Below are 14485 nucleotides of genomic sequence, written 5' to 3' on the forward strand. Positions count from 1 at the left end.
CTCACCCTTACCCTCTCCCCGTGAAGAACGGGCAGAGGGGGATCGCCGGCGTTGGAGCCATGTCCCTTCTCCCCGTCACTCACGGGGAGAAGGTGCCGGCAGGCGGATGAGGGGCAGCGCCGACCTGTCATACCGATAGCTCCGTCTTGCGGATGTGGTCGGCGACGCGTAGTGCCTGGGCTGCGATCGACAGCGCCGGGTTGACCGCGGCGGAGGTCGGCAGGAAGCCGCCATCGACGACGAAGAGATTGCGGTGATCGTAGGCCCGGCAGAACGGGTCGAGCGGTGCCGTCGCCGGATCGTTGCCCATGCGCACGGTGCCGCACTGGTGCGAGGGCGTGCGCTTGTCGAAGGGGCGCGACAGCACGATCGGATAGCCGCAAGCTCGAAAATTCTCGCGCATCACCTTGGTCAGGCCTTCGAGCGACTGCATGTTGGAGCGTCGCCACTGCATGACAATCTCCTTGCCGTCGACCATGATGCGGCTTTCGGGGTCTGGCAGGTCCTCGCACATCAGGTACCAGTCGACGGCATGGCCGGCCATGAAGTCGAGCGCGAATTTCGGCGCAAGCTTCACATTGGCCCTGAGGATGTTGCCGTCGATCTTGCCGAGAAGCTGGACATTGCCCAGCGGCTTGCCGCCCTTGCCGTCCGACAGATAATAATCGTTCAGCATCAGCGTCTTCTGGTAGACGGCGTCGTTGCGGCGCCGCGGGTCGATCGCCAGCATCGCGCTCGAATTGTGGTTCATGAAATTGCGCCCGACCTGGTCGGAGCTGTTGGCGAGGCCTTTGCCCCCTTTCTTGCCGGTATTGGCCGAGGGCGAGCGCAGCAGGATGACGGCCGAGTTGATGGCGCCGGCCGACAGGATGACCAGCTTCGGCGACAGGGTCTTCTGCGCGCCGTTCCGGGTGTAATGGATCGCGGCGATCGATTTTCCATCCGGCGAGGCTTCGAGCCAGTCGACATGGGCGCCGGTCTCGAGCCTGATATTCGCGTCGCTGAGCGCCGCCGCCAGCGGCCCGGTCTGGGCATCGACCTTGCCCAGGCCGGTGTTCGGGAAGGCATCCCAGCCCGTCTTGCCTTCCTTCAGCCAGGCTTCGATGTCGACGCCCAGCGGCAGCGAAGCCGGATGCAGGCCGAGGGACTTCAACTCGGCGCGAGCGCGGGCGATCGGCGGCTCGTCAGGCACCGGCTCGAAGGCATAGGGGATCGAGTGGAACGGCTCGGTCGGGTCCTCGCCGAGACAGCCGCGGACGCGGAAAAGCTGCTCGGCCTTCGAATACCAGGGCTCGAATTCGTCGTAGGAAAACGGCCAGGAGGGCGAAACGCCGCCGAAATGCTCGAGCTCGGAAAAGTCCTCCTTGCGGTAGCGGATCAGTACCGCGCCGAAGAATTTCGAGTTGCCGCCGACGTAGTAGTAGTTGCCGGGGTTGAAGACGGGGCCGCCGGCCTCGCGCCACATCTCCCTTGGCCGGTAGTGCCCGTCGACGAAGATGGAGCGCGTCGAGCGCGCATGCGGCGTCGTCGGCAGGTGCTCGCCGCGCTCCAGGATCAGGATCGAGGCGCCGCTGCCGGCCAAGCCGGAGGCGATCGTGGCGCCGCCTATGCCGGAGCCAATGATGACGATATCCGGATTTGTCATGGCCTAAAGCGCGTCGTGTTTGAACTGATAGGGACGACGCGCTTTTGATTCTTGTTTTTGATGCATGTCGTTACCCCAAAAACCGGATCCACTTTTGGGCGATATGCATCAGAGAATGCGCTTCTCGGTCGCCGGATCGAAGAACACCGCCTTGCTGAGGTTGAAGGCCAACGGCGTGCTGGTGCCAGGCTGGATCCTGGCATCGGCGCGCAGCCGCGCCACCACGCCCTTGCCGCCGAGATTGGTGACGGCGAAGGTGTCGGAGCCCGYCGGCTCGACCACTTCGATGTGGCAGTCGGCCGTGGCGATCTCGGAGCCGTTGCGCTCGGCGCCTTCCGGATCGGTCAGCGCTTCCGGGCGGACGCCGAAGATGACCTGCTTGTCCTTGAATGCTGCAAGGCCGGCCGGTGCGCCGGGAAGGGAGAGCGTGATCGGCTGGCGCGCCTCGCGATCGAGCACGACGGACAAGCCGCTGCCATTGGCGCCGATCTTGGCCGGGATCAGGTTCATCGCCGGCGAGCCCATGAAGTCGGCGACGAAGACGTTGGTGGGGTTGTTGTAGACTTCCGCCGGCGTGCCGAATTGCTGCACCTCGCCATCGCGCATCACGGCGATCTTGGTCGCCAGCGTCATCGCCTCGATCTGGTCATGCGTGACATAGACGATCGTCGTGCCGGTGGTCGCGTGCAGGCGCTTGATCTCGATGCGCATGTCGACGCGCAGCTTGGCGTCGAGGTTGGAGAGCGGCTCGTCGAACAAGAAGAGTTTCGGGTCGCGCACCAGCGCGCGGCCCATCGCGACACGCTGGCGCTGGCCGCCGGAGAGCTGGCTGGGCTTGCGGTTAAGCAGGTGACCGATCTGCAGGACCTTGGCCACTTTGTCGATCGCGGCCTGCCGCTCCGCTGCCGGCACGCCGCGCATCTCCATGCCGAAGGCGATGTTTCCMGCGACCGTCATGTTCGGGTAGAGCGCGTAGCTCTGGAAGACCATGGCGATGTCGCGCTTCGAGGGATGCAGATCGTTGATCGCGCGGCCGTCGACGCGGATCTGTCCCTCGGTGATGGTCTCCAGGCCGGCGATGGTATTGAGCAGCGTGGACTTGCCGCAGCCGGAGGGGYCGACCAGCACGAGGAAGCCGCCCTTTTCGAGTTCGACATTGATGCCCTTCAGGATCTCGACATTCCCGAAGCGCTTCTTCAGCCCATCAATTTCCAGAAAAGCCATGGTCGTTCCTTAGCGAAAACAGGGTCAGCCCTTGACGGCGCCTGCCATCAGCCCGCGCACGAAATAGCGGCCGGCGACGACGTAGACGATCAGGGTGGGGAGCGCGGCGATCATCGCCGCAGCCATGTTGACATTGTACTCGACGACGCCGGTCGAGGTGTTGACGACATTGTTCAGCGCCACCGTCATCGGCATCACGTCGCCGGTGCCGGCATAGGCGGAAGCGAACAGGAAGTCGTTCCAGATGTTGGTGAACTGGTAGATGACGGTGACGACGAAGATCGGCATCGAGTTGGGCAGCATGATGCGCCGGAAAATCTGGAAGAAGGAGGCGCCGTCGACCTGCGCCGCCTTGATCAGTTCGGTCGGGAAGGCCTCGTAGTAGTTGCGGAAGAACAGCGTGGTGAAGCCCAGGCCATAGACGACGTGGACGAAGACCAGGTTGACGGTCGAATTGCCGAGGCCGAAGGAAAAGCCGGTCGCGTTCCGCACGTTGGCGCCGAAGCGGCCGATGCTGCCGAGGATCGTCGCCATCGGCAAAAGCACCGACTGGAACGGGATGAAGCAGGCGAACAGCATCATCGCGAAGACCAGTGTGTGGCCGCGGAAGCGCCATTTGGTGAGCACATAGCCGTTGAGCGCGCCGAGCAGCGTCGAGATCACCACCGCCGGAACCACCATCTTGATGGAGTTCCAGAAGTAGCCCTTGATGCCGGCGCAGGTGAGGCCGACGCAGGCCTGGCCCCAGGCCTTGAACCAAGGCTCGATGGTCGGCGATTGCGGCAGCGCCAGCATGTTGCCGTTCTGGATCTCGTCCATGGTCTTGAACGAGGTGACCAGCATGACGAAGAGCGGCATCAGGTAGAACAGCGCAAACAGCGCGAGCAGCCCGTAGATGACGATGCGGTTAAGCGTCTTGGCGCTGACGCCGGTGCCGGCCTGGGCGGCAGGAGAGGTGACGGCACTCATCGCGGCTTCTCCCTGAGCTCGGAATAGAGGTAAGGCACGATGATCGCGGTCAGCGTCATCAGCATGATCACCGCGCTGGCGGAGCCGACCGCCATCTCATTGCGCTTGAAGGTGAACTCATACATGAAGTTGGAGGGCAGCCAGGCCGAGCCGCCGGGGCCGCCGCTGGTCAGCGCCACCACAAGGTCGTATGACTTGATGGCGAGGTGGGCGAGCACGATGAAGGCCGACAGGAACACTGGCCTCAAGAGCGGGATGACGATGCGGCGATAGAGCTGGAAGGTGGACGCGCCGTCGATCTGCGCCGCCTTCATGATCTCGCTGTCGATGCCGCGCAAGCCAGCCAGGAACATAGCCATGATGAAGCCCGAGGCCTGCCACACGCCGGCAATCACTACCGTGTAGATGACGAAGTCCTTGTTCTTGATCCAGTCGAAATGGAAGCTCGTCCAGCCCCATTGATGCAGCGTCTGCTCGAGGCCGAGGCCGGGGTCTAGGAACCATTTCCAGGCGACGCCGGTGACGATGAAGGAGAGCGCCATCGGGTACAGGTAGATCGGCCTCAACATGCCTTCGCCGCGGATCTTCTGATCGARCAGAATGGCCAGGAACAGGCCGAGCGCCAGGCAGATCAGGATGTAGAGGAAGCCGAAAATGCCCATGTTGGTGATCGAGGTGTACCAGCTCGACGGCGGGTCGCTCTCGAAGGTCCAGCGCCACAGCCGCTGATAGGCGYGGGCTCCGGTGAGGTCATAGGACGGGAAGGTCTTGGAGTTGGTGAACGACAGATAGATCGTCCACAGGATGAAGCCATAGACGAAGACGAGCGTCGCCGCGAAGCTCGGCGCCAGAACGATCTTCGGCAACAGATCCTGCAATCGCGAGCGGACGGTCGCGCCAGGGCGGGCGTCGGGCCCCCGTGTCAGCTTGATGGTGGTCTCGGCAACTGTGCTCATCGGCTCATCCAGTACCGGCTAGTGGGGACCAGCCGGCGCGCAGCGCACGCCAGGCAGCGATCCCGGATATTGTCTTTGCAGGAGACCTCCCCCGCCGAAGCGGGGGAGAGCCTCGAGTTCATGGCAAACTGCCTTACTTCGCGTCGTCGATTGCCTTGACCAGTTCGGTCACAGCCTCGTCCGAAGACTTGATCTGGCCGTGGACGAACTTCGAGATGACGTCCTTGTAGGCATTGGCGACAGCCGGAGGCGCGCCGTAGCCCTGGGCCAGCGAGCCGAACAGCGTGCCGCCTTCGTTGGCCTTCTTCAGGTCGGCGATGCCCTTCTTGCCGCAGGCGTCGAAGTCGGTGTCAGGCACGTCGGTGCGGGCCGGGACCGAACCCTTCACGACGTTGAAGGCCGACTGGAAGCTCTTCGACAGGGTGGCGGTGGCCAAAGCGACCTGGGCGGCCTTGCGATCGTCCGGGACGTTGAACATGCCGAACATGTCGGAGTTGTAGATCACGGTGCCGTCGGTGCCCGGGAAGCGATAGCACAAGAAGTCGGTGCCCGGGGTCTTCTTGGCGGCGTGGAACTCGCCCTTGGCCCAGTCGCCCATGACCTGAACCAGCGCATCGCCCTTGATGACCATGGCGGTGGCAAGGTTCCAGTCGCGGCCCGAGAAGTTCGGGTCGACATATTTGATGAGCTTGGCGAGGTTGTCGAACGACTTCTTCATCGTGTCGGACTTGAGCGACTCCTCATCGAGGTCGTTCATTGCCTTCTTGTAGAACTCCGGCCCGCCGGTCGACATCACGACGGAGTCGAACATGGTGGCTTCCTGCCAGTTCTGGCCGCCCAGCGCCAGCGGGATGACGCCTGCAGCCTTCGCCTTGTCGAGCAGGGCGATGAAGTCGTCGAAGGTCTTTGGCTCGGTGCCGCCGATCTTGTCCATCACCGCCTTGTTGATCCACAGCCAGTTGACCGAGTGGACGTTGACCGGAGCCGCCACCCACTTGCCGTCATAGACGGAGAACTTCTGCAGGGCGGCGGGAACGGACTTGTCCCAGCCTTCCTTCTTCGCGGTCTCGGTGAGATCGCCCATGACGCCGGCGGCAGCATAGTCGAGCACGGTGTAGCCCAGCATCTGCGAGGCGGTCGGATAGTTGCCGGCCGCGACCATCGCCTTTAGCGCGGTCATGGCGGCGTCGCCGCCGCCGCCGGCCACCGGCACGTCCTTCCAGGCATAGCCTTCCTTGGCAAGGTCCTGCTTCAGCACGTTCAGAGCGGCCGCTTCGCCGCCCGACGTCCACCAATGCAGCATCTGCACTTCCTTGACGTCTGCGGCATGCRCCGAGAACGCAAAGCTCGTCGCAAGAGCCGTTCCGATAAGCAGTTTGCGCAACATTACACTACCTCCCTATGTTGCATTCACATAACCGGCGGGATGTCCGCCGGGGTCCTCCCAACTCAGCCGACCCACCACCCGGTGCGCTGGCCGCGATGAAACTGAATGGTCTTTTCCTCGGTATAATCCTCGACGGCGCGTTTGCCGAGTTCGCGTCCGAGACCGGACTGCTTGTAGCCCCCGAAGGGCAGCTCGGGATAACCTTCCATGAACGTGTTCACCCAAACGGTTCCCGAACGCACACTCCGCGCCACCAACATACACGTGTCGATGCTGGCGCTCCACACGCCCRCAGACAGACCATAGGGCGTGTTGTTGGCGATGTGCAATGCCTTTTCAATCGTTTCAAAAGTGAGCACCGACAGCACCGGGCCGAACACTTCCTCGCGCGCGATGGCCATGTCCTCGGTGACGTTGCGGACGATGGTCGGATCGAGATACTGCCCGGCGTTGGACGCGAGCTGCCCGCCGCCGCTGTAGACGCTGCCGCCGTCGGTTTTCGCCGCAGCAACATAGCCGGCTACCTTTGCCATGTGGTCGGCCGAGATCATGGCGCCGACCTTGGTGCGGTCGTCGAGCGGATCGCCGACCCTGACTTTGTCGGCTAGCGCCTTGACCGCGCTGAGGAAATCGTCGGCGATCGCCTCGTGAACGATCAGCCGGCTGCCGGCGTTGCAGCATTCGCCGGCGTTGAAGAAGCCGCCGAATACAGCCGCATCCGCTGCCGCTTCGAGATCGGCATCGGGGAAGACGATCTGGCCGTTCTTGCCGCCGAGCTCCATCGAGACCTTCTTAAGCGAATTGGACGCAGCCGCCATCGTCATCTTGCCGACACGGGTCGAGCCGGTGAAGGACACCATTTCGACCAGCGGATGGCTGACCATCGGCGCGCCGACATCGGCGCCGAAGCCGGCGAGGATGTTGACGACGCCGGCCGGCAGGCCGGCCTCGAGCAGGATATCGCCCAGCACGAAGGTCGAGGCCGACGTCATCTCGCTCGGCTTGACCACCGCCGCGCAGCCGGCGGCGAGCGCGAAGGGCAGTTTCTGGCTGATGATCAGGAAGGGGAAATTCCAAGGCGTGATGATCGAGACGACGCCGATCGGCTCGCGCAGCACCACGCCCAGCATGGTGTCGCCGAGATTGGCGTAGCTCTCGCCATGCAGCGTGCGGGCGAGCGAGGCGGCATAGCGCCAGATGTCGACGGCGCCGCCGATCTCGCCGCGCGCCTGGGCGATCGGCTTGCCGGATTCCAGCGCGTCGAGCCTGGCGATCTCTTCCAGCCGGCCTTCGATCAGGTCGGCCGCCTTGAGCAGCACGGCGGCGCGTTCGGAGGCCTTCATGCGCGGCCACGGGCCGGTCTCGAAGGCCTTGTGCGCGGCCTGCACCGCGGCTTCCACTTCCGCAGCACCCGCCTGAGCGTAGCGCGAAACGGCAAAACCGTGGCCGGGGCTATTGCGCTCGATGATACGACCGTCGCGGGCGTCGACATGCTTGCCGTCGATCAAAAGCCTGTAGGCCTTCGGCGCCTGGGACGCCTCGACCGGCATGGAAATCTTGAGGGGGGCGTTCATCGAATTCCTCTAGGATCTCGAAAAGGCCGGCTTCTGCTTGGCCTTGAAGGCGCTGACGCCGGCCTTGAGATCGGCGGTCAGCGCAATGAAGCCGCTGGCCAGCGCCTCGGTCGCCGCTGCATTCTCCTCGCCCTCGGCAACGCCGATCATCAGCTTGGCGGCCTCGGTCGCCAGCGGGCCGCGCTCGGCGATTTTTTCTCCCCAGGCCTTTGCTTCATCGAAGGCCTTGCCGGTCTCGACGACCCTGTCGACGACACCGAGCGCAAGCGCGTCGGCTGCCAGAAAGATCTCGCCGCCGAGCGCCATGCGCCGCACCGCCTGCGCACCGAAGCGGCGCACCGCGCGCTGCGTGCCAGACCAGCCCGGGACCACGCCGATCGAGGTCTCGGGGAAGCCGAGCTTCACCTGGGTTTCGGCGACGCGGAGGTCGCAGGCCGCGGCAAGTTCCAGCCCGCCGCCCAGCGCATGGCCCGAGAGCACCGCGATGGTCGGCTGGCGCAGACGCGCCAGTCGGTCGAAGACGCGGTGGCCATAGCGGACCCACTGCACCTGGAAGTCGGCGGCGCTCATGGCGCCCCAGGCCTCGACGTCGCCGCCGGCGCAGAAGCCCTTACCTTCGCCGCGGATCAGCACGACGCGGACGCCTTCGGCCGCTTCCGCATCGTCGAGTGCTGATTCAAGCGCGCGCAGCATCGGGATGTCGAGCGCATTGAACTTTTCCGGCCGCCGCAGCGTGACGATGCCGAGGGCGCCGTCCTGCTCGAAGGTGACGAGGCGCTCAGCCATGCGCGCCTCCAAGCGAAGCGCCGCCATTGAGCGACAGGCCGATCGGCCGGTCCTGGTAGAGCAGGGACGGTGTGACCTTGAGGTCGTTGGCAACGGCGAGCGGGATTTCGGCCTGTGCCAGCACATCGCGATCGAGGTCGATGCCGGGCGCCAGCTCCGTCACCATCAGCCCGTCCGGCGTCAGCTTCATAACGCAGCGCTCGGTGACATAGGTGATGTCCTGGCGTTGCGCGACCGCGCGCTTGCCGGAGAAGGAGATGTGCTCGACCTCCTCGACGATCTTCTTGACCTTGCCTTCCTGGTCGATGBGGATGGCGCTGTTCGCCAGGGAAAGCTTGGCGCCGGCGTTGAAGAAGCCGGAGAAGACGATCTTCTTCGCCCGCGCCGTGATGTCGACGAAGCCGCCGGCGCCGGCCGTCACATGCGGCCGTGCCGAAAGCTTCGACACGTTGACCGAGCCGTGGCGGTCGATCTGCAGGAAGGAGAGCAGCGAGGCGTCAAAGCCGCCGGCCTGGAAATAGATGAACTGGTGCGGCGAGGGCATGATCGCCTCGGCGTTTGAGGCGCAGCCGAACTTGAAGTCGAGCAGCGGCACGCCGCCGACCGCACCCTGCTCGATCACCCAGGTGACCTTGCCGTGCTGGCCTTCCTCGAGAAGGATGCGCGGCACGTTGGCAGAGATGCCGAAGCCGATATTGACGGCCATGCCGTCGCGCAGCTCCATCGCGACGCGGCGCGCGATCACCTTCTGGATGTTCATCTCGGGAGTGCGGAAGGTGGAGAGCGGCCGGAAGATCTCGCCCRAGATCGCCGGATCGTAAGGCGTCTGCGTCGTCTGCAACTGATCGGGCGCGAGGACGATATGGTCGACCAGAACCCCCGGCACTCGCACATCATGCGGCTTCAGCGTGCCGTTCTCGACAACGCGCTTCACCTGCGCAATCACGATGCCGCCATTGTTGCGGGCGGCCAAAGCCTGCTCCAGCCCGCCGAGATAGGCACCCTCATGCTCGTAGGTGAGGTTGCCGCGCTCGTCGGCGGAGGTGGCGCGGATGATCGAGATGTTGGGAACGATGGCGCGGAAATAGAGCCATTCCTCGCCGTCGAACTGCTCAACCGAGACGATCGGCTCGCTGGCCGCGGCATTCATGGCGCAGCCCTGGTGGCGCGGATCGGCGAAAGTGTCGAGACCGACCTTGGTCAGCACGCCCGGCCGCTTGGCGGCTGCCTCGCGATGCATGTCGAACAGGATGCCGGAGGGCACATTGTAGGCGGCGACAGAGTTGTCGCCGATCATCTTCCAGATCTGCGGCGGCTCGGCGGAGGAGGGGCCGGAGGGATAGGAGCCGCACAGCGTACGTTTCAAAAGGCCCGGCTTGGCGAGATGATCGATGCCCTTGATGCCATACATGTCGCCGGCGGCGATCGGGTGCAGCGTGGTGATCRCCTTCGGATGGCCTTCGGCGTCGAAGCGCTCGCCGATCGCGGCAAGCACGGCGTCGGGGCACCCGAGGCCGCTCGACGACGACACCGAGACGACCATGCCGTCCTTGATCAGGCTGGCGGCATAGGCCGCCGAGACGAGCTTGCTCACGCGAGGCTCCCGAGTTGCGGATCGATAATGACARCCTTGCCCGTCTTGGACGATTGCAGCGCAGCTTCGGCCGATGCCAGCGACCAGATGCCGTCCTCGCCGGTGGCTGAGGGCTGGCCTTCGCCCCGGATCGCGGCGTGGAATTGGCGCAGCGACCGGGTATAGAGGTCCTCGCGGTCGAAGGTCAGCTCCTCCTCGCCGCTAGCCGTGCGCAGCAGCACAGTGCCGACCGGCTTCTGCGTCATCACATTGGTGGCGAACAGCGAGCCTTCCGATCCATGCACCTCGAAGCCGGTGCCGGCGAATTTCGTTGTGAAGCCCTCATGCGACTGGGCAATGATGCCGGACTTGAAGCGCCAGATGCACATGGCGCCGTCCTCCAGCCCGCCGCCCGCCATGCCGGCCGACTGCGTGAAAGCCGAAATCTCGACCGGGTCGTCACCGAGCACGAAGCGCAGCGTGTCGGCGTCGTGCACGGTGATGTCGAGCACCACGCCGCCGCCGGCGTCGGGCCTTGTGATGCGCCAGCCTTGCAGATTCTCCGGCAGATAGACGGAATGGAAGACGCGCGCGGCGATCGGCCTGCCGATACGGCCGGCGGCAATTGCCTCGCGCATCGCCCGGTGCGCGCCGGCATTGCGCAGATGATGGTTGGTGCCGAAGACGATCCCGGCGGCATTGGCGGCGGCGACCATCCTGCGCGCGTCGGCGCTGGTCAGCGCCAGCGKCTTTTCGCACAGCACATGCTTGCCCGCCTCGACCGCGGCGAGACCCTGTTCGAAGTGCAACTCGTTCGTGGTCGAGATGTAGACGGCATCGATATCCGCGCCAAGCAGTGCATCGAGCGTCGAGACGGCCGCCGGTATGCCGTTTTCCCTGGCATAGGCCTCGGMGCGCTCCTGGCTTGAACTCATCACGGCGGCGACCTCGCCATCGGCCTGCGCGCGGATGGCGTTGATCATGAATTGCCTGGCGATCGTGCTTGCGCCGATCAGGCCCCATCTTACGCTCATGCCGCGTCTCCCATTCCTGTGTCGCGCGCGCCGCGGCTCGGGCCGCAGCTTTCCCTGACAACGAGGCTGACCGCGCCGATATGGTCCTCGGCGCGCGTCGTGCGCGACTGGATCATCTTCAGCATGACGTGGGCGGCGCGCTCGCCGAGGCCTGCGGTATCGACCGCGACACTGGTCAGCGCCGGCATGTAGTGCTCGGCCTCGGCCACGTCGTCGAAACCGACCACGGCGAAATCCGCTCCGGCTTCCAGCCCACGCTTGCGCAGCGCCAGCATGACGCCGAAGGCGACGGCGTCGTTGAAGCAAAGAGCCGCCGTGGGCGGCTTCGATGCCGCAAGTGCCGTCTCCAGGCATGCCATGCCGCCCTTGCGGCTGGTCTCGCCCTCGACGATCGTTCTGTCGACGATTGGGATGCCCAGCGTTTCGCATGCCTCCAGAAAGCCGCCCAGCCTCTGTTGATAGACCACCAGGTCGGACGAGCCGCCGAAGAAGGCCAGCCGGCGATGACCCTTGCGGATCAGATGCTCGGTGGCGATGAAGGCGCCGCGATGGTTGTCCGGCGCAATCACCGGGATGCGGCTCTCGGGCAATCGGCRCATTGTGAAGACGATCGGCACGCCGGCGGTCTCGATGCGGCGGAAGGCGCCGGGCGTGGTGCCGCGCGCCGGCGAGACGATCAGCCCGGCGACGCCCTGTTCCATCAGCGACTTCAGCACCTCTTCCTGGCGAACGGGATTTTCGGCGGTATTGGCGATGAAGGGCACGATGCCGGCCGCCTGGAAGACGCGCTCCATGCCAACAGCCAGTTCGGCGAAGAAGGGATTGGTGAGGTCGTTGATCACCATTCCGATGACGTTGGAGTGGGCCTTGCGCAGATTGGCGGCGCCGCGGTTGTAGACATAGCCGACATCCTCGATCGCCTTGCGGACCTTGACCGCGGTCTCGGGCCGGATCAGCCCGCTGCCCTGCAGCACGAGCGATACCGTCGATTTGGACACGCCGGCCTCGCGGGCAATGTCCAGGATCGTCGCCTTGGCCCGGCTGGCCATATCCGTTCTTTCCTCCGCGTCCGGCAGCAAAATCTATTGGAACGTTCTAAACATCATGCCTAACCGGAGTCAACTGGGATTCTGGCGGAACTCGAAAAATTGATGAATGGCCCACAAATGCAAGGGTCCGCTGGCGCAGCGTGCTGTTGAATCGCTTCAGTCGTCAGAATCACAAAGGCTATTGATTTATTGGAACGTTCCATCTATAGCCTCCCACAAAGGGAGATTTCCATGGATATCATCCTGCCTGCGGAGAATGGCGACCGTGTCGGCTACCGGCTGGTCGGCCAACCGGCGGAGCCCGTCATCGGCGCGCATTTCCCGCGCGTCGCCTATGCCGCCGCCCATGTCGTCGCCAACCCCTTCGCCATGACCGATCCGTGGTCGCGGCCGGCCATCGACTGGGAGAAAACGATGGCCTTTCGCCRTCATCTGTGGCGGCTCGGTTTCCGCATCGCCGAGGYAATGGACACCTCGCAGCGCGGCATGGGCTTTGACTGGGCGAGCGCCAAAGAGCTGATCCGGCGCTCGATCGCCGAGGCGCGCACCGTGAAGGGCGCCGATCTCGCCTCGGGCGCCGGCACGGACCAACTGGCGCCTGCGGCGGCAAGGACGCTGGACGACGTGATCCGCGCCTATAAGGAGCAGTTCGCCTTCATCGAGGGCGAGGGCGRCAAGGCGATCATGATGGCGAGYCGCGCGCTGGCTGCCATCGCCAAAGGACCGGACGACTATGCCCGCGTCTATGACCGCATCCTCAGCCAAGCCTCCGGCAAGGTCATCCTGCACTGGCTGGGCGACATGTTCGACCCGGCGCTCAAGGGCTATTGGGGCAGCCGGGATTTCGAGCCCGCGCTGGAGACGGTCGTTGCCATTATCGAGCGCCATGCCGGCAAGGTCGAAGGCATAAAGATTTCGCTGCTCGACGCCGGCAAGGAGGTGCTGCTGCGCGACCGGCTGCCGGAAGGCGTCGTGATGTTCACTGGCGACGATTTCAACTACCCCGAGCTGATCGCTGGCGACGGCAAGCGGCATTCGCATGCGCTGCTCGGCATCTTCGACGCCATCGCGTCGGCGGCGAACGCTGCGCTGGCCAGGCTCGGCGCAGGCGACAGGGCCGGCTATGACGCCCTGATGGCGCCGACCGTGCCGCTATCGCGAAAAATCTTCGAGGCGCCAACCGAATATTACAAGGCGGGCATTGTCTTCATGGCCTGGCTGAACGGCCACCAGGATCATTTCGCCATGGTCGGCGGCATGCAGTCGGCACGCGGCATATGCCACTACGCCGATGTCTTCCGCCTCGCCGATCAGGCCGGATTGCTGGCCGATCCCGAACTCGCCGTCRCCAGAATGAAGAGCCTCCTGGCGGTTGCGGGCGTCTGAGCCGGATACGGCTTCCAACTCCTGGAGCCGGCCAACGGGCAGCGGCTCCTTTGACGCCGCAATTAGGAGGGGAGTAGGGGAGCCGCAATTAGGAGGGGAGTAGGGGAATAGGACAGTAGGGGAGCAAGGAATCAGGATACGCGGCGGCGAAGGCCTACTGCCTTACTTCCCTATTGCCTTAATCCCTAGATTTGGTTGGATGGTGGGCGTGACAAGGATTGAACTTGTGACCCCTGCAATGTCAATGCAGTGCTCTCCCGCTGAGCTACACGCCCAWCCGAAGCCGCGCATACACCATTTTTGGTTCGGCGCGTCAATAGCGGGAATGCGAAAAGAAAGCTTCGCTTTGCCGCACCGGCGGACGCCCGCCGGAAATCCTTCAGGCTGCCTGCAACATTTTCTCGACCTCGTTGACGAGGTCGCGCAGATGGAAGGGTTTCGACAGCACCTTGGCGTCCTTGGGCGCCTTGGAATCCGGATTGAGCGCGACGGCGGCGAAACCGGTGATGAACATCACCTTGAGGTCCGGATCGATCTCGGTGGCGCGGCGGGCGAGCTCGATGCCGTCCATCTCGGGCATGACGATGTCGGTCAGAAGCAGCGAGAAAGGCTCCTCGCGCAGCCGCTCATAGGCGCTGGCGCCATTGTCGAAATCGCTAACCTGGTAGCCAGCTCGTTCCAACGCTTTGACGAGGAACCGGCGCATGTCGTCATCGTCTTCCGCCAGCAGAATGCGTGCCATCTTGTCCCGTCCGAATCACCCGCTCCAAGCCTGTCGCCGGACAGGCCCGTTAACCATCCTGTATATGAGGAAGAGACGGTAAACATCAAGTGAACGTTGGCTTGTCCGCGCCGCTTGGGCCAGCGTTTCGCGCGGCTGAAATGCTGGACATGCCGGACGC

General features: G+C 64.3%; 12 protein-coding genes and 1 tRNA gene. 1 reads left to right on the forward strand and 12 read right to left on the reverse strand.

All coding sequences use genetic code 11. The annotated features are described in order from the left end of the window. Positions 1–127 precede the first annotated feature (127 nt). The 10 genes from ORS3428_RS26820 to ORS3428_RS26865 all read right to left on the reverse strand — a co-directional run bounded on the left by ORS3428_RS26820 (position 128) and on the right by ORS3428_RS26865 (position 12197). On the reverse strand, positions 128–1645 hold the full coding sequence (locus ORS3428_RS26820) for a GMC oxidoreductase (RefSeq protein ID WP_071101297.1): 1518 nt from the start codon (positions 1643–1645) through the stop codon (positions 128–130). 108 nt (positions 1646–1753) lie between these two features. After that, a complete protein-coding gene (locus ORS3428_RS26825; protein ID WP_071101298.1) occupies positions 1754–2869 on the reverse strand; it encodes an ABC transporter ATP-binding protein in 1116 nt (371 codons plus the stop codon). Between the two features lie 24 nt (positions 2870–2893). Then, on the reverse strand, positions 2894–3838 hold the full coding sequence (locus ORS3428_RS26830) for a carbohydrate ABC transporter permease (protein WP_071101299.1): 945 nt from the start codon (positions 3836–3838) through the stop codon (positions 2894–2896). After that, positions 3835–4794: a carbohydrate ABC transporter permease gene (locus tag ORS3428_RS26835; protein WP_071101300.1), complete on the reverse strand. Its 960-nt coding sequence runs from the start codon at positions 4792–4794 to the stop codon at positions 3835–3837. Before ORS3428_RS26835 ends, ORS3428_RS26830 begins: the two co-directional genes overlap by 4 nt. Before the next feature lie 133 nt (positions 4795–4927). Beyond that, positions 4928–6181, reverse strand: coding sequence for an ABC transporter substrate-binding protein (locus tag ORS3428_RS26840; protein ID WP_071101301.1), 1254 nt, complete (start codon positions 6179–6181; stop codon positions 4928–4930). A 62-nt stretch (positions 6182–6243) separates the two neighbouring features. Further along, the gene (locus tag ORS3428_RS26845) at positions 6244–7755 is read right to left on the reverse strand and encodes an aldehyde dehydrogenase family protein (RefSeq protein ID WP_071101302.1); all 1512 of its coding nucleotides are present in this window, start codon (positions 7753–7755) and stop codon (positions 6244–6246) included. 9 nt (positions 7756–7764) lie between these two features. Then, entirely contained in the window at positions 7765–8541 is a 777-nt protein-coding gene (locus ORS3428_RS26850; protein ID WP_071101478.1) for an enoyl-CoA hydratase/isomerase family protein, read from the reverse strand. Next, positions 8534–10135 (reverse strand): acyl CoA:acetate/3-ketoacid CoA transferase, encoded by a 1602-nt coding sequence (locus tag ORS3428_RS26855; protein ID WP_071101303.1) that lies wholly within the window; start codon positions 10133–10135, stop codon positions 8534–8536. Before ORS3428_RS26855 ends, ORS3428_RS26850 begins: the two co-directional genes overlap by 8 nt. Next, positions 10132–11148, reverse strand: coding sequence for a Gfo/Idh/MocA family protein (locus ORS3428_RS26860; protein ID WP_071101304.1), 1017 nt, complete (start codon positions 11146–11148; stop codon positions 10132–10134). Before ORS3428_RS26860 ends, ORS3428_RS26855 begins: the two co-directional genes overlap by 4 nt. Next, on the reverse strand, positions 11145–12197 hold the full coding sequence (locus ORS3428_RS26865; protein ID WP_071101305.1) for a LacI family DNA-binding transcriptional regulator: 1053 nt from the start codon (positions 12195–12197) through the stop codon (positions 11145–11147). Before ORS3428_RS26865 ends, ORS3428_RS26860 begins: the two co-directional genes overlap by 4 nt. 231 nt (positions 12198–12428) lie before the next feature. On the opposite strand from ORS3428_RS26865, the gene ORS3428_RS26870 reads away from it, so the two are divergent. Beyond that, on the forward strand, positions 12429–13583 hold the full coding sequence (locus tag ORS3428_RS26870; RefSeq protein ID WP_071101306.1) for a dihydrodipicolinate synthase family protein: 1155 nt from the start codon (positions 12429–12431) through the stop codon (positions 13581–13583). A 200-nt stretch (positions 13584–13783) separates the two neighbouring features. Here the strand turns inward: ORS3428_RS26870 and ORS3428_RS26875 are convergent. Continuing rightward, a tRNA-Val gene (locus ORS3428_RS26875) sits at positions 13784–13858 on the reverse strand. A gap of 104 nt (positions 13859–13962) precedes the next feature. Then, positions 13963–14325, reverse strand: a complete 363-nt coding sequence (gene cpdR / locus ORS3428_RS26880; RefSeq protein WP_006199474.1) for a cell cycle two-component system response regulator CpdR — start codon at positions 14323–14325, stop codon at positions 13963–13965. Positions 14326–14485 lie beyond the last annotated feature (160 nt).

The sequence above is a fragment of the Mesorhizobium sp. ORS 3428 genome (assembly GCF_001854785.1).
Lineage (GTDB): Bacteria > Pseudomonadota > Alphaproteobacteria > Rhizobiales > Rhizobiaceae > Mesorhizobium.

Bases quoted from the DNA above. Each gene is read 5' to 3' on its own strand.
- ORS3428_RS26820 (WP_071101297.1), bottom strand. From the start codon at position 1,645: ATGACAAATCCGGATATCGTCATCATTGGCTCCGGCATAGGCGGCGCC.
- ORS3428_RS26830 (WP_071101299.1), bottom strand. From the start codon at position 3,838: ATGAGTGCCGTCACCTCTCCTGCCGCCCAGGCCGGCACCGGCGTCAGC.
- ORS3428_RS26850 (WP_071101478.1), bottom strand. From the start codon at position 8,541: ATGGCTGAGCGCCTCGTCACCTTCGAGCAGGACGGCGCCCTCGGCATC.
- cpdR (WP_006199474.1), bottom strand. From the start codon at position 14,325: ATGGCACGCATTCTGCTGGCGGAAGACGATGACGACATGCGCCGGTTC.